General features: G+C 65.7%; 11 protein-coding genes and 2 pseudogenes. 4 read left to right on the forward strand and 9 right to left on the reverse strand.

Going from position 1 to position 14,767, the window contains the following annotated elements:
• Positions 1 to 197: 197 nt before the first annotated feature.
• Positions 198 to 977: a transposase family protein gene (locus tag ACQPZF_RS36060; protein WP_433264780.1), complete on the forward strand. Its 780-nt coding sequence runs from the start codon at positions 198 to 200 to the stop codon at positions 975 to 977.
• A 304-nt stretch (positions 978 to 1,281) separates the two neighbouring features.
• On the opposite strand, the gene ACQPZF_RS36065 is transcribed toward ACQPZF_RS36060, so the two are convergent.
• Together ACQPZF_RS36065 and ACQPZF_RS36070 are read right to left on the reverse strand one after the other, a co-directional pair.
• Positions 1,282 to 1,434 (reverse strand): hypothetical protein, encoded by a 153-nt coding sequence (locus ACQPZF_RS36065; RefSeq protein WP_433264782.1) that lies wholly within the window; start codon positions 1,432 to 1,434, stop codon positions 1,282 to 1,284.
• A 448-nt stretch (positions 1,435 to 1,882) separates the two neighbouring features.
• Positions 1,883 to 3,265 carry a hypothetical protein gene (locus ACQPZF_RS36070; protein ID WP_433264784.1) on the reverse strand — a complete coding sequence of 461 codons (1,383 nt, stop codon included), beginning with the start codon at positions 3,263 to 3,265 and terminating at the stop codon, positions 1,883 to 1,885.
• A 1,318-nt stretch (positions 3,266 to 4,583) separates the two neighbouring features.
• On the opposite strand from ACQPZF_RS36070, the pseudogene ACQPZF_RS36075 reads away from it, so the two are divergent.
• Positions 4,584 to 5,262: pseudogene (locus ACQPZF_RS36075) on the forward strand (ISL3 family transposase); the annotation flags it as partial.
• A 142-nt stretch (positions 5,263 to 5,404) separates the two neighbouring features.
• The gene (locus ACQPZF_RS36080; RefSeq protein WP_433264786.1) at positions 5,405 to 5,917 is read left to right on the forward strand and encodes a hypothetical protein; all 513 of its coding nucleotides are present in this window, start codon (positions 5,405 to 5,407) and stop codon (positions 5,915 to 5,917) included.
• 36 nt (positions 5,918 to 5,953) lie between these two features.
• Here ACQPZF_RS36080 and ACQPZF_RS36085 read toward each other — a convergent pair whose 3' ends face one another.
• The 6 genes from ACQPZF_RS36085 to ACQPZF_RS36110 all read right to left on the reverse strand — a co-directional run bounded on the left by ACQPZF_RS36085 (position 5,954) and on the right by ACQPZF_RS36110 (position 13,371).
• Complete coding sequence (locus tag ACQPZF_RS36085; protein ID WP_433264788.1) at positions 5,954 to 6,349, reverse strand: hypothetical protein; 396 nt, start codon at positions 6,347 to 6,349, stop codon at positions 5,954 to 5,956.
• Positions 6,346 to 8,448 carry a hypothetical protein gene (locus ACQPZF_RS36090; RefSeq protein WP_433264790.1) on the reverse strand — a complete coding sequence of 701 codons (2,103 nt, stop codon included), beginning with the start codon at positions 8,446 to 8,448 and terminating at the stop codon, positions 6,346 to 6,348. The genes ACQPZF_RS36085 and ACQPZF_RS36090 overlap by 4 nt, the downstream gene beginning before the upstream one ends.
• Positions 8,445 to 10,361 carry a hypothetical protein gene (locus ACQPZF_RS36095; protein WP_433264792.1) on the reverse strand — a complete coding sequence of 639 codons (1,917 nt, stop codon included), beginning with the start codon at positions 10,359 to 10,361 and terminating at the stop codon, positions 8,445 to 8,447. Before ACQPZF_RS36095 ends, ACQPZF_RS36090 begins: the two co-directional genes overlap by 4 nt.
• Positions 10,358 to 11,884 (reverse strand): tyrosine-type recombinase/integrase, encoded by a 1,527-nt coding sequence (locus ACQPZF_RS36100; protein ID WP_433264794.1) that lies wholly within the window; start codon positions 11,882 to 11,884, stop codon positions 10,358 to 10,360. Before ACQPZF_RS36100 ends, ACQPZF_RS36095 begins: the two co-directional genes overlap by 4 nt.
• 135 nt (positions 11,885 to 12,019) lie before the next feature.
• On the reverse strand, positions 12,020 to 13,033 hold the full coding sequence (locus ACQPZF_RS36105) for an NB-ARC domain-containing protein (protein WP_433264796.1): 1,014 nt from the start codon (positions 13,031 to 13,033) through the stop codon (positions 12,020 to 12,022).
• Positions 13,030 to 13,371, reverse strand: a complete 342-nt coding sequence (locus ACQPZF_RS36110) for a PadR family transcriptional regulator (protein ID WP_433264798.1) — start codon at positions 13,369 to 13,371, stop codon at positions 13,030 to 13,032. Before ACQPZF_RS36110 ends, ACQPZF_RS36105 begins: the two co-directional genes overlap by 4 nt.
• 91 nt (positions 13,372 to 13,462) lie before the next feature.
• Between ACQPZF_RS36110 and ACQPZF_RS36115 the strand changes: the two are divergent.
• Positions 13,463 to 13,728, forward strand: a pseudogene (locus tag ACQPZF_RS36115) (transposase); the annotation flags it as partial.
• A gap of 82 nt (positions 13,729 to 13,810) precedes the next feature.
• On the opposite strand, the gene ACQPZF_RS36120 reads toward ACQPZF_RS36115, so the two are convergent.
• On the reverse strand, positions 13,811 to 14,767 hold the full coding sequence (locus ACQPZF_RS36120) for an NlpC/P60 family protein (RefSeq protein ID WP_433264800.1): 957 nt from the start codon (positions 14,765 to 14,767) through the stop codon (positions 13,811 to 13,813).

A 14,767-nucleotide genomic window follows, 5' to 3' on the forward strand; every position in this document is an offset into this window, starting at 1 on the left:
GGGGATGGGCCAGGTGCCGGTGGCTGGAAAACATCGTCGGCGCTTGGCCCACGCAGTGCTGCGTCAGTACCGCACGGAGTGCCCGTCGTACTCTCTGCCGATGTCCACTAGGCAGCGCGTTTCCCAGCTCACCACCAATAACCCGCCCTAAGGGATGTCACGTAACTCGATGACCGGTTGGCTGGGATCATGATCGGATGCAGGTGATCTCGGCGTCCCGGTCGGAGTGGATCGCGCCCTTCACGGGCTTGCAGCCAGGGCAGTTCCGCAAGCTGGTACGCGTGGTGGCCGAACGCGGCGGCGACGCCATCGCCGACGGCCGTCCCGGCCGCCAGTGGCGGCTGGATCTGGCCGACCGGGTGCTGCTGGTGGCCACCTACTGGCGAACCAACCTCACCATGCGCCAACTCGGGCCGTTGTTCGGCGTCTCCCACGCCGCAGCCCATCGGGTCATCGACACCGTCGGCCCGCTGCTCGCCCTGGCCCCGGTCCGGCGGCGCCGCGTCGACCAGGTCGCGATCGTCGACGGCACCCTGGTGCCCACCCGCGACCACCGCCTGGCCGCCCGGTCGAAGAACTACCGATACTCCACGAACCTGCAGGTGGCCGTCGACGCCGACACCCGCCTGGTGATCGCCACCGGTGAACCCAAGCCGGGCAACCGCAACGACTGCACCGTCTACCGCGACTCCGGCATCGCCGACGTGCTGGACGGTCGACCCGTCATGGCAGACGGCGGCTACCAGGGCAACAAAGACGTGATCATGCCCTACCGCAAACCCCGCGCCGGCGGCCCACTCGCCGACTGGCAGGAAGACCTCAACACCGTCCACCGCTCGATCCGAGCCCGCGCCGAACACGCCCTGGCCCGCATGAAGAACTGGAACATCCTGCGCGACTACCGCCGCGCCGCCCACACCCTGCGCGACACCGCCTCCGCCATCGCCCACCTCCACAACCTCACCCTTACCGGCTGACCGGGAAGCGCTCGGCCCCTGCCACGAGACAGTTACGTGACATCCCTTAGGCAAACCAGCCACCTTACCACGCTCTCCGAGCACACAGTAGGCAACCGAACCGAACAGAGAACACTCCGGAACCCCATCCATAACCTCGTCAACAGCAGCGGCGACAAGGGCTCACAAGCGATGCTCGACGAAGTCTGTACCCTCGCCGAGGCCGCAGGAGTTCTCGATCGCATCACCGTCCTGCACAGCGCGCTCGGCCACGTCGAGTGGCCCCGGTACCAGCGAACTCACCCGTAAGCAGGCTGAGCGTCTACTAGACGCGGAAGGTGGAGAGGGACGAGCACGTCGAAACGAGCACGGTGCCCGCCAGGTAGACGTGCAGGACTGCGGCGTGGCCGGGCCGGTGGACCGCACCCGGTGGGCTGGTCGTGGGGAGCGGGCGGGCCTGCGGCTGGGTCGCGCTCATGGGGATCAGCAGTTCGACCGGTCGTCCGATCCAGCCGCCGCGTCCCGGTGGGTTATCCTCAGCAAGTCAACCCTGTCGGTGCGGCGGAGCTGGGCTCGGAGGAATTCGCAGTCGGGCTGCTAGTCGAGGTTCAGGGACATGCAGAGTTCGCCGTGGTGCAGCACGCCCCGCGCGGGTACGCGCCCACCGGTGCCGCTACGCGGGCAGCGCCTCGTCGAACCGGTCCCGGCCGCCAATATCTTGGGGTGTGAGCAGCGTGCGACCCTCGCTACTGCTGTTTGATCGGCCTTCGAACCTGAGCGCATCGTCCTTGGCCCGAAATCCTCTGAGAACAGCGTGAGATGCCGCTCGCACACTTTTAACGCTCACACCGTCATCTCAGTCAAGAGACCAACGAAGGCGGCTTGCAGGCACATCGGCTCGCAAAGCCGCCGCATTGATGAAGGGGTTACTCGATAGCCCGGGCAATTCGCTCGTCGGAAGCTCTGGCTAGCAGGTGAAGGTGTTGCAGCGCCTCCTGTGGACTGGCCAACAGATGTTGGTTTTCCTCGAACGCCCGAACTTCCGCCACGGACAACGTCTTAGTGAAGAGATGCTGATGTCCGCAGTCATCGGTATACTTGATCATGACCACTGATCCGACCATCATAACTGCGTTATCAATTTTTTCGAGTGATGCGACCAATGCCGATACGGCTTCGGCTTGTTTTGAATTCTCCACCGCCATGGGCTGGCGAAGGCCCACCACCTCAATGGCATGCTCGATCTTTGCCACTCTTTGAACAACGCCGTCTTCCTTTGAAGCCTCCCTAGCGCGGACCCTAAATCGTCCCCACCAGGAGGAGATCTTGGGCTCACCTAACAGTTCCATCACGAGTCCCTCGGACTCGTAAAGGCCGCGAAGTGCCGCGAGCACGATGTCGACACGATTCGGATCATCTGTGTCGAGATAAACCGAGAGATGCTGCGCCAGTTCCTCCGTCAGCACTTCAACGGAGGCAAGGGCAATGCTCTGACGCGAAGCATCCACGCCGGCCTGGCTGTCTAGTTCGACCTGAGACACGACTTCGGCAGGCCGGTCCAGTGAATCCAGACCCTGCATTGCCCGGAAAGCGATAGAGGACGGAAACGACCTCATTTCCTGGGCCTCAGGACGATGTTGGAAGCGGGTCTGCAGCTTTTGCAGTGTGGTCATGACCTCGATTAAGCGCTGCATATCGAGCTCGGCTGCAGTCACACCGCCAGCCACGGTTTGCATCGCCTCGGTCAAGGCCAGCATCCCTCGGGCTGCTTCGTTGATCTCATTTTCAGTCGGCGTATCGTCGATAACCTCGCGGAACCAAATGGCAGCCCGATCGACGTCCGCTACGGTGTCTGATGAGAGGCCGCCAGTCATCAGTTTTGTCGACGACCCCAGTTCCTGTATTCCCGCCAGCGCGCGGCTGAAATAGAACTGGCCAAGCAGGAACCTGCTTACGAGCTTGGGGGGCGCTGCTAGATCGGGAGCGGCGACTGCCTCCTCCAGCAGGCGTATCCCTGCCTCCCGGTCCTCCACTACCGGACGGACGGCGTGCCTGACGCTCAGCAGTAAACCGAGAAGGGCCGCGAGCCTGCCACGGTCATTGCCATCAGGAGTCGTGTATCCGTGGGCTTCGGTTACCACTTCGATCGCGGCATCGATGTCCGACAGTCCTTCAGCTGAGTCTGGGCCGATCTGCAAGGACCGCTGCGCCAGCGCCTGTCCGAGTCGGGTAAGAGGCGGCACGCGAACTGGTCCAGACAGCTCCTCCAGTTCAGCCTGCAGCTGCGCGATTGTATCGGTCGGCGACAATCGGTACTCCTTCCATCTGCCCTATTTGTGCGGACTGGTATAAGCTGGGCCGTCCGGAGCAAATGAAGCCACAGCACCTCCCAGAGCGTTGATAGCTCAGGCGCAAGGATCCCACAGCCAGGTCGGCGGCGCTCGCGTTCACTCCTGATCGGGAGCAGGACGTTGCTGTCCTCAGGTGTTGTCGGAGCGCGCGGCGTTCACCGGTCAGACCAAATGGGTGAACGCGGTGGTGACCGAGGCGACGGCCGTCCGGTCGCCATCTTCGACAACCCAATCCGCACTGGAGCTTGATCAGTAACCGTGAAACCGAAGTGATCTACTCGGGATTCCTCGCCGTAGTACGAGGCGACCCTCGCCGCTCTGCACAAGTGCTCGACCCCGAGGCTCAACGCCATCAACAGCGAATATGCCGGGCTGCTGCCATGGACTCAGGGCGGGGATTCCGGCCAGCAGTGTGATCAATTCTGCTTGGGCGCGAACGGCGCGTCTGGCAGTGATCATCCTTGCGGCGGGAGTTCCGGCCGACCTGGCGGTGTTCCTGTTCGGCTTCTGATCCGTGTTGCATAGTCGAGCCCCGGCATGCGCTCGGGGGCTCGACTACGTTTCGTCTGGAAGGACTTGTCTCCCGGCAGCGGATCCGAGACATTCTGAGATCGGTTGGCCGGGTGAAGGGTGACGGGTGACGGGTGACGGCATGCTACGTGGATCCAACGATTCTGTGGTTCAGGGCGGGTGTGCTCGTGGATGGGGTCACAGCACTGGGTGACCAGTCATTGAAGTAGTCCGGTCCGACTGCGTGGAGATCGTCACGCAGGTGCTCGGCGACGACCCGCTCGCCGGTGTCCTTGTACGCCAGAACACGACAGTCCGGTAGGACAAGTAGTCTTTTGAACATCGAACACTTCTCAGAGCGCCGCATGATCTGGCGCTCCACCCTCGTTCGGGCCCGGCAAGTCACTGACGTGACTTCACCGTGACCAGGTGACCGAGCCCTTCGCCCTCGCCGTCGCCCGCATGAAGACGATGCCATGGGCGATCTACCGCGTAGGTAGGCTCTACTACGCGCCAGCCACCGCAGCCCGATCCGTGGATAGCGTGCTGCTCGCTGGACACCGCACCGTCCACACCGCGCTGACCGAAGTCAGCCGACTCGTCGACATCCCGCTGACGAAGAACGAGGAGATCACCGGAGCACCCGCCCGCGATGGTGATCGAGATACCCACCGCCAGCTGTGGCCGTGCAGGCGCGGCGACAAAATCTATCCGGCCCAGGAGGAGTTCTACACGGTCGCGCCCGCCCAGGCACCAGACAAGGAGCTCGACAGAAGGGATCGTGGTCGGACACCTCACCGTGGCCCGGGTCGCCGAAGGGCTCGGGGTCACGTGGAACACCACCAACGACGCCATCCTCACCGACGGCAAGCGGGACCTGATCGACGATCCAGCACGGTTCGACAACGTGTTGGTCGTCGGTGTAGATCAGCACGTCTGGAGGCACACCCGTCACGGCGACAAATACGTCACGGTCATCATCGACCTCACGCCGATCCGCGACGGCACCGGTCCAGCACGGCTGCTCGACATGGTCGAGGGCCGCTCAAAGCAGGTGTTCAAGGCGTGGCTCGCTGCACGCCCAGAGGCGTGGCGCGACGGGATCGAGGTGGTCGCGATGGACGGGTTCAGCGGGTTCAAGACCGCCACGAGCGAGGAGCTGCCTGATGCAGTCGCGGTGATGGATCCCTTCCACGTAGTCCGCCTGGCCGGCGACGCGCTCGATCGGCGCCGGCGCCGGGGTCCAGCAGGCCATCCACGAACACCGCGGCCACAAGGGCGACCCGCTCTACTCCGCGCGCCGGACGCTGCATACCGGGGCCGGGCTACTCACCGACAAGCAGATCCACCGGCTGCGTACTCTGTTCGCCGTCGAGGAGCATGTCGAGGTCGAGGCGACCTGGGGCATCTACCAGCGGGTGATCGCCGCCTACCGCCACGAGGACGCCGCCGTGGCCGGGTTGTAGCTAGGGTTCAAGGTTGACCACTGACCGCTGACTCGGCGGCTTATGAGATGCGCCATGCTGTCCAGTCATGGTCGGTCGACAGCAGCCTCCGTCGCGCGGAGTCCAAATTCCGTTAGTGCTCGTGGGCGTAGTGGTCCTCGGTTTTGCCCTGCTCGTTGGCTGGTCCCTCTTCGCCTGGATCGACGACAGTGAACAGGGGAATCTGGCCAGCGGCCTCACGGCCGCCGTCGCCGCCGTCGGCGCGATCACCAGCTTGATCATTTCGATCCGACAACGGCGTGTCGAAGAGGGAATGGCCTGGCGCGGGAGGAGCGACGCCCAGCGCGCGAACGAGGTGCGTGCTCACTTGTCGGCCGCAACGCGGGTGCTCAAGGAGCTTGAGGGCGAGTTGGGCTTGCGCATCCGGGTGCTGGAGCAGCATCAACGGGATGCCGAGCGGTATGAGCAGTTGGCGTCGTTGAACGCGGAGCAGGCCAAGGCGATCGAGAACCTGGTGGGTAGGCAGTTCGCGCGGCAGTCCCGCATGACGTGGGTGCAGTGGGTTGGGTCGCTGTTGGCGGCGTTTGCTTTGGGATTGGTGGTGAACTGGATCTCCGCGCCGGCTCTGGACTGGGTGCGTCAGTTGCTGTCGTGATGGAGCGAGTGCCGTCTGAGCGTGTGACCTGGTGGTTCAGTGTCGGTCGGGTTCGATCCTGGTGACCTTGGTGGCGGCCTCCAGTTCCCGGCGAAGTTGCCGGTTCTCCAAGGTCAAGCGCATGACGTTCGCTGCGGCAAGCTGGAGGTGTTCCTCAAGTGTCTGCTTGTCCTGCCGCAGCCGGGCGTTGCGCTCTTGCAGAGTGAGGTAGTGCTGAGCTGCCGTCGAGCCTGCGACTTCGAGGCTGTGGGCGGTGCGTCGCAGTTCGCCGAGCTGCCGAGCGATATCGGGGAAGTTCCTGCGGAACGTCGTGTTGGACAGCCCGAGCCGCCGGGCGACCGCCAAGACACTGGGTCGACGACCCGTCTCCTTGGCTTGGTCAGTGATCTCTCGGATGGTCCGACGGACCATGTCCTCGCTGGGCAGGCTCACTGGTTCTCCTGCTGGGAGTGACGGGCGAGGAACGCGATCAGGTCCGACTGACGGTCACGCAACTGACGCTCCAGCAGCGGCGGCGGCGACGGGCGCGCCGCAAGTTCCCGGTCGATGCGGTGTGCCTCTTGCCGGAGGTTGTCGATGTTGTCGGTGGTGAGGGCGACGTTGCGGCAGGCCAACGGCTTGCAACTGGCCTGGTCGGGGCGTGTCTGGCCGCGGCTGTCCGGGCGCTGCTGGCAGAGGGCGGTGGCGTTTTTGTGGACGCAGGTGACGTACTTGCCTGGATAGATCGCGGGGTCATGGCGCCTCATGATCTTGTCCAGTCTGCGCTGGTCGGTCGCGACCATGCCCTGGAATCTGGTTCGGTCGCTGAAGTTCTCCAGTCGGAGGGCTGCCTCGTCGGCGGCAGGGCCGCAGAGGCTCTTGTGCTCGTGCTGGTCGACCATGTCCAGTAGGTGTTCCCCGCGTGCGAGGGCCTGTTCGGACTCGACTTCGGCGCGGAAGCCGGAGTCCGAGGTGCCGGCGTAGCCCTCGAACATCTGAACGCTCAGGTGGCGGAACGCGATGGCCCCGGCGATCGCGCCACCGGGTCGACGAGCGATGAACCACGCGAGCGTGCGACGGAACTGCCGGTTGAACAGCCTCCAGACCTTGCCCGCGACGAGGGGGATGCCGTCGGAGCGGTCGTGGGCGGCGCAGTAGTCGTTGACCCACTGCACGAACTGGTTGAGCTGGCTGTTGGTGGTGCCGCTGGTCAGCGTGCGGGTGTCGGCCGCCGAGCGGGTCTTCGTGCCGTTGCTCGGCCCGTGATCCAACGCGTTGAACAGCAGGTCGACGCCGGCGGGTTGCAGTCTTTCCAGGATCTGAACGGCGCGGCCAGCCGGCGCTCCGACAACCCAGGTCGCTTCGACCCCTCTCGGGTCATCCTCTCCCTTGAACGCCAGGCTCGCGATCTTCCAGCGGTAGGGCCGGTCCTGATCGTCGCGTTGGACCCGTAGGCAACCCCGGCGCAGATGCTTGATCTCGCTGTCGCGCATTCCCGACAGGAAGGCGATCACGGTGTAGGCGGCGACGTGCAGCATCCGAGCCAGACGGCCGAGGCCGTTGGCTGCCGTGTGGTCGGCGACGATCCCGTCGATCCACGGTTCGTCGTCGAGTGTGCCGGTGATCGGGATGTCGAAGTAGGAACACGGACTGAGCCCGACGACGGCGGCAAGTTCCTCGATCTCTGCCCGACGGCGGGTGTAGGCGGTGCGATGGCAACCGATCTCGTCGGCCAGGTGCGAGTAGTTGATCTGGCCCTGGTAGCCAGGCAACGGGCGCTGACGGGCGCGATAGCTGTCCAGGTGTCGAGTGACCTTGCCCGCTGTGGCGTGACGGGTGCTCAGCGTCGCGTGACGCGCCGGGTCGCGTTGGTGGCGCCATGTGCGGTCCGCGGCCAGGATGTCCTCGGCGAAGTCGTCGAGGAATCGCATCGCCCAAGCCAGCATGGGGCCGTGGACGGCTTCGGGGATTCGGTCGGTGGCGTTCTCGGAAGACCGGTGCTTCTTGCTCTCCTCGCCCCAGCCGTCGACGTGGTGCGGATCGAAGGGGAGATGGTCGGCGGTCAACACGGTGCGATAGCGCCAGAACAGGCGGACAACGGCTCGATGACGTTCACGTGTCGGCGGGTGTGGCACGGCAGTCTTGAGGTGCCGCTGATAGGCTGACAGGTCGTCTCCGACGAGGTCGACCAGCGCCGGGCCGTTCGCCCCGGCGCCGGGTCTGTCGTCGAGCCAGGCGAGGAACTTCCGCAGGCAACTGAACATCGAGAGGATGGTTTCCGGCCGAGGTCGCGACTCACCATGAGGCAACTCGCCGGACAGCATCGCGTAGCACAATTCCTTGGCCACCGGCCGATAGCGGGCGGGGAGGGTGTCGAAGTCCAGCGACAGGCGGCGCTGGTGCTTCTGGAACGTGGCCGAGAACAACTCCCACTTGTGGTCACGAAACCGGGATGTCTCGTGCAGGATCGCGCCGTCCCGCAACGGGCGTGCGTGCAACACGAACGTGTTGTCGAGGGCCGGGGACGACGCTTGAACAAAAGTGCTGGTCACGGCTGCTCCCAGGGGTTCTCGACGAGGTCGAGCAAAGCGTCGTCGGGCTTGACCGCCTCAGCGTGCTCGATCTCGGCTGGACTGAACTTGACCAGCACGTCCAGTCGGAGCGCGGCCCAGACGCTGCCGTAGCGGTCCCACCAGTCGTTCTCGGAGAGCAGGTGGCGGCGGGCGGCCAGCGCGTCGAGCAGTCCGAGCAGGTCCGGCAGGTCGTTGCGGGTGATCAGGCAGTTGCCGCAGTGGAAACAGTCCAGGAAGCTCGCTCGGCAGCGGGTTCCGGTGGCGGGGTGGTGATCGTGGTCGACGCATCCGGTCCAGGCGGTTCCCAGTTCGCCGTCTGCGGCTCGGCGTGCGGTGTCCCGGTCGAGGCCCGCCTGGTGCAGGTGCTGCGCGTCCGCTGGTCCGGAAACGACCTTCGGGTGTCCGCCGTTGGTCTGTGCGGCGCGTCGGTGGGCCGCCAATGCCGACTGCTCGGCGTCGGCCAGGGCGTCGCCGACGATGTCCTGTGCCCACTCGACGACGGTGGGGTCGTCGCGCAGGTAACTGGCGAACAGCGTAGGAATGGTGTTGGTGCGGATGGACGAGGGCAGGTGCCCGCCCATCTGCCGTGTGCGACGGACTTCGGTGCTGGTCTTGAGCCGGTTGAAGTCCACCAGTAGCGGGACCGCCTTCGGTGGATCCGCGGCCTGACCGTCCTGGTTCCGCTCGGGGACACCCGGCGGTGGCCGATCGGCGGTCAACCCGTGTCCGGCCGCCCAGTCGCTCGCGTAGAGGTTGCGGGCGAGGGTGCCCTCGAACATGCCGTAGTGCTCCGCGGGACCGCGGGAGCCGGTGTCGAAGGCATTGCGCCAGACCGCCCAGAGCGAGTTCGTTTCGCCGAAGGCGCGGCTGCGGGCCGTCAGCTCAAGGACGAGCAGGTAGAGCCCTCCGGCGGTGTGCAGTTCCCGACCCGGCTTCCCGATCTCCCAGGTCACGGTCTCGTGCCAGCGCCGCTGCCCACGGCGGCGCTTCACGACACGAAGTTCGACAGCCCTGTCTTCCAGGACACGGTGCTCGACCGACAGTTCCTTGATGGTCTCGACATTGCGGTCGGTGACCTCGACGAACAGTGTCAGCAGCGGGGCGAGGTCCGCCCGGCTGAGGAACAACCCGCCGGCGACGGCCAGGCGTTGACGTACCCAATCCTTGGACGGGCCGGCACCCCAAGTGACCATCCCGGTTCGGGCGGCTTGGTCGAGCAGCGCGGCACGATCGCGTTCCGTGGTCTCCAGAGACGACGGGTCCTCACGGAATCGGGCCAGCAACCGCTCCCCCGCGCGGACGCGGTCGCGAATGTTCGCCGCGTCGGACCTCGCGGCGGACACCAACGCGGTGAACTCACGCTCGCTGTAGCCGGGCTTGGACTGCCGGCTTCCGATGCGCAACCGTCGACCGCAGTAGTCCACCACGTCGGTGGGGACATGCTCACGCAGCGGCGACAAGACAAGCAGCCGTTTGAACTCGCGCAATTCGTGCCAGCTCGCGATCTCGCCGATCGAGGCGCCGCGGAACCGCTGGAACGCCTCCATGTGCGAGACAGCCAGCCGCACCGGGGTCGCCGGCGGGGCCGGCAGGGTACTGAGAAACCGCACCACCCGGCCGGCGACGCCCCAGACCGTCGTAGCCGAAAGCCGTGTCCGCCGCCCTCCCGCCGGGCCCATGCGTGCGGCCAGCGCCGCTGCCAGCGGCAGGTGCCAGCCAGGAAGGGGCAGCAGATCGACCCGAAAGGTGATGCTGCGGCGATCCTCGCCATGAAAGCGCACCACCGGCCCGTCATGCTCCTCGACGGCGGGCACGACCAGCGGTGGAGCGTCATAGGCGCCTTCGGGCAGTACCGCCGACCGTCCCGTGCGTGTCGTGCCGCGCCTGCTCACGCTCGCTCACCGGCTTCTTCGGGAACCAGTTCCCGCGGAGGCTCGACGTCGTCGCTGATCGCCTCCAGCGGGGTGTCGCGGGGGTCTTCCCACCGGTCGGGCACCAACGCCATCCGCGTGGCCATCTCCAACTCGGCCAAGGCGTGCAGATAGGTCTGGGTCGTGACGATCGAGGCATGCCCGAGGCGACGACGGACCCAGTCCAACGGGTCACCGAAGATCCGCGTGTAGTGACCCCGTTGTTCTGGGTTCAGCTCCGCCAACGCGGCGATGTGCCCGCGCTGCAACTGCTCCAGAGTGATCACCGCGAAGGTGTGGCGGAGGAGATGGGCGTGAGCCGCGAGCGTCACCCCCTGCCCGCTGCACCGCTTGTTGGCCTCGCTGAACACGGTCTTCCAGGTCGAGATCGCGACCGGCAGGCCGTACTCGGACAGCCAGAACGCGGCCGGCTCCAAGCCGTCCGGGCCGTCGATCAACAACCTCCGCCGTTCGGTGATGTCGAGCTGCGCGACTTTCGTCCGGTGCACCGTCCCACCTGGTTGGCGCCGCATCACCACCGGCCGAGCCGGGTCCTCGACGACCAGCGGCCGGTGAAGCCGCTGGTAGCGGCCGCCGGCGCGTGCCTGGTCGACGACCTCGGCCCGGTCGATCTCGACGTAGTCGATCAGGTCGGCCACGACCGTCGCCGGCGAGTAGATCCATCGCGCCGAGCCGCCCTTGGCGATCATCGGCGGTAGCCAGAACCGCTGGTAGCCGCCCAAGCCGTGGTCCATCGGCACCTCGAACAAGCTCAGCGCCGCCTGCTCGGACAAGCGCATCCCGGTGCGCACCATCAAGTCGCAAAAGGTGGCATTGCGGGCAGCCCATCGGCCCCGGAACTTCGAGTTCGGCAGGCCGTCGACGGCGTATCCCCGCACTCCGATGTCGCGCCAGCGGCGGTAGGAGGCTGCCGGCAGCCACTCGATCCGGTCGCGTCCGGCACCGTGGCTGTAGGTCGCGGGCCGCTCGCCCGGCTCACCCCGCCGTCCCAGATGGGCCGGCATCACGCGGGATTCCCGCTGCGGGATCGGGTTCACCCGGACGTTCCCGGCCTTGACCTGCCACTTGTAGAACCGGTTGACCGCCGCGACCTCCCGGTCCCAGGTGGCGCCGTCCACCCGTGGCCCCCGCTCATCGCGGCGTCGCCAAACCAGGTAGGCGGTGTGGTCGGCCTCGGCCGCGTCCCGCCAGGACTTTCCGCCGCGCGCCGTCCAGAGAAAGGCCAGGAACGCCGCCACGTCCCGTGCGTACCCGGCCTGTGTGTTCCACGCATCTCCGATCATCCCTGCCGACCGGAAGAACGCATTCAACTCGACGTCGTACTCGAACGTCGGCGAGATCAAAAACGGCGTGCGCTCCGGTATGCCATCCTCGGCCAACCACCGGTCCCAGTCGCCGGGCAACTCGGCCACGAACGGCAGCGGCGAGCGCAGCGTGGGCAACTCGCCCGGTACGTAGTGCACCCGCCACCCGGTCTTGACCACCGGCGGACCGTATCCGCCCGACCGCATACCCAGCCTGATGCGGATCCCGCGACGCGCGACAACCACTCGATCCGGTCACTGCCCGGCCGCCGACAATCCCATACCCGGCTCGCGGGAACGGTCCCGACGGACCACTCATTCTCGCTGGCTCGGCGGCATGCGCAACTGTTCGAGCGCCTCCCGCAGAGACCACTGCGGCCGGTCACGCAATCGGGTGCCCAGGATGGCAAGGGCTAGCGCAAGGCCGCCGCAGCATTGCACCAACTCCCTGATGGTGTTAAGGCCTTCGCCGCCTCGATCAGCACCGAGCAGGCGTTGCAAGTAAGTGGCACCCTCGTGCTCACTGAACACGTCCAGCCGGAGGCGTGCGACGTCGGTCAGCGACCCCAGTTTGCGTCTGCTGGTCATCAGCACCATCGACTTCGGGCTGGTAGGCATCAGCAGTTCGACCTGGTCGACGCTTGCCACGTCGTCCAGCATGATGAGCAGACGCCGTCGAGCAGTCAGCGTCCGGTAGAGGACCACACGTTCGTCCAGCGCTGCCGGGATGTGGGCGGCCCGGATACCCAGCGAGCGCAGAAGCAGGCCGAGTACTTCCCACGGAGTCGCCGGCTCAGAGGTTTGCAGACCGATACCCCGTAGCCATACGTACAGATTCCCATCGGGAAACCTCTCCCGATTCCGGTGCGCCCACTGCCGGACCAGGACGGTTTTCCCGACCCCGGGCGCACCAACCACCAGCACCGCCGGTGTACGGTGCCTCGCCGACTTCGTGCGACCGTGCACAAAAAGATGATCACCCAGACACGCGAGCGCTTCCTCACGCCCCACGAACATCCTGGTCTCGGCCCCAAGGTCATCAGGACGTACGTTCAGCGGGACAGGACCTCGTCGAAACATCCGCCTCATCCGCGGGACGACCAGCAGATATCCTAATGCGGCCACCAGCGGAGAAAGCTTGCCGGGCACCTCCTGGAGGTTGGCGACCCATTCCTCCTCGTACCGTGCGCACGCCTGCGGATCCCCCAGCCTCCGTGCACACCACCGGACCAGACGAACCGCCAACCACGGCCACCAGTCCTTGAACTCGTTCACCAACAACGGCAGCAGCACTGCCGCCAGCAACCACGGCACCACCCCGGCGCTCACGACGCACCATCCGTCCGAGGCAGCAACGACCGCCCCTTCCGTATACCCGAGGTACGGTGTCCGGCACGACGCCCATCCAGCATCGTCCTCGCTCCGGCCACTCCGTCAGGGCTCAACCGGTAGAACCGACGCCGCGGACCACGAAGCTCCGGATCCCCCTGCTCCCACTCGCTCACAACCCAGCCGAGGTCCTCCAGCCGGGCGAGAATCGGGAACACGCTGCCCGTCGGCCTCTCGATCATTTTTGCGATCTTCAGCCCGTACAGCTCATCGTCGGGCCCAAGCAGCGCCTCCAACACGTCCAGTGTCGCGTCGGTGGCTCGCAGCGTCCGTCCCATGCGGCAAGTCTAGATGTGTAGAGATAGCGACACAACCAACCGTTTCCCACTTGATCTGGTCATTGACCGGCCATGCACAAGGCGACACCTGCTGACCGCACTGATCGACTCAGTCGGCCATGGTGTCCCGGCCGCTTCTGTCGAGATCGTCACGCTCGGTCGGACACTGAAGAAGCGTGCCGATGACGTGCTCGCCTATTTCGACTGGCCCGGCACCAGCAACGGGCCCACGGAGGCGATCAACGGACGCCTCGAACACCTCCGCGGCTCAGCACTCGGGTTCCGCAACCCAACTACAACGCCAGAAGCCTGCTCGAGACCGGTGGGTTCAGACCACGACTACATCCTCAACCGTGAAAAGCCACATTCCACGGCATCTGATCAAAAGATTACTCACATATCATTTAGGCGCGGAACATGTCATGTTCCTCCGCCGAAACTACACCGAGAATCGAACAGTCGGGCGCGACGCCGCAAGATAGTCATCCCCGTTCCAACGGTAGTTGCTGACCTGGACCGGCTCGCCGAACGTCGGCGCGTGCACCATCTTTCCCGCGCCGATGTACAGGCCAACGTGGTGGACATCGTCGGGTGTTCCGTAGAAGGCCAGGTCGCCGGGAAGCAACGGTTGGCTGGCGGGCACCAGTGGACCTGCGGTGTACTGGGTCTGCGCGGTACGAGGCAGGTTGATTCCGGCGGCGTTGTAGGCGGCTTTGGTGAGGCCGGAGCAGTCGAACCCGGCGTGTCCGCCTGCTGGCCCGTTGCCGCCCCAGACGTAGGGCAGACCGAGTTGGCCGCAGGCGAAGTTGATCGCCATGAACGCCGTCGGGTTGGGTGCCTGGATCTTGTTGCAGTCGCCAGTTCCGACGGTGGCGGTGCCGTAGCGTTTTGCCTGTGCCAGAACGCCGTTGACGTACTCTTCCGAGTGGTTGTACGCGAAGAGGGCCTTGCGGATGTCTTTTTGTGCTCCGGAATCGCACAGGTAGAACGCGGCGGCGTAGATGGCGTCGTGCGGGTTGTAGCGTGACGGCGGGTTCGATCCTCCGGGCGGGATCGTGTGCCGCGCGATCACGTCGTCGAAGGTGGGCTTGAGGAACTGCATGGGGCCGCCGGCCCCCATGTGATTCTCGCCTTCCTTGATGCCCTCGCCGGATCCCCGGCCGTACTTGGATTCGGCTTCGCCGATGGCGGCGAGGATCGTCCAGTCCAGCCCTGGGCACACGGAGGCTGCGGCTCGGTAGAGCGATAGGTAGTCGCTGGGGATCTCGGCGATCGCGGCTTGGCTCGGCTCGGTGCCACCGGTGCCGAACAGCGCACTGACGATGGCTTTGCCGACGCCCCCGATGAGGATGGGGACGGCGATGATGGCCGCGACAGCGGCAACGGCGATCTTCAT

Origin of the sequence: Actinosynnema sp. CS-041913 (assembly GCF_050942485.1) — a bacterium.
Taxonomy (GTDB): Bacteria; Actinomycetota; Actinomycetes; order Mycobacteriales; family Pseudonocardiaceae; genus Actinosynnema.

Excerpts from the sequence above, each read along its gene's own strand:
- ACQPZF_RS36065 (WP_433264782.1), bottom strand. The coding sequence starts at position 1,434 with ATGAGCGCGACCCAGCCGCAGGCCCGCCCGCTCCCCACGACCAGCCCA.
- ACQPZF_RS36060 (WP_433264780.1), top strand. The coding sequence starts at position 198 with ATGCAGGTGATCTCGGCGTCCCGGTCGGAGTGGATCGCGCCCTTCACG.
- ACQPZF_RS36120 (WP_433264800.1), bottom strand. The coding sequence starts at position 14,767 with ATGAAGATCGCCGTTGCCGCTGTCGCGGCCATCATCGCCGTCCCCATC.
- ACQPZF_RS36110 (WP_433264798.1), bottom strand. The coding sequence starts at position 13,371 with ATGGGACGGACGCTGCGAGCCACCGACGCGACACTGGACGTGTTGGAG.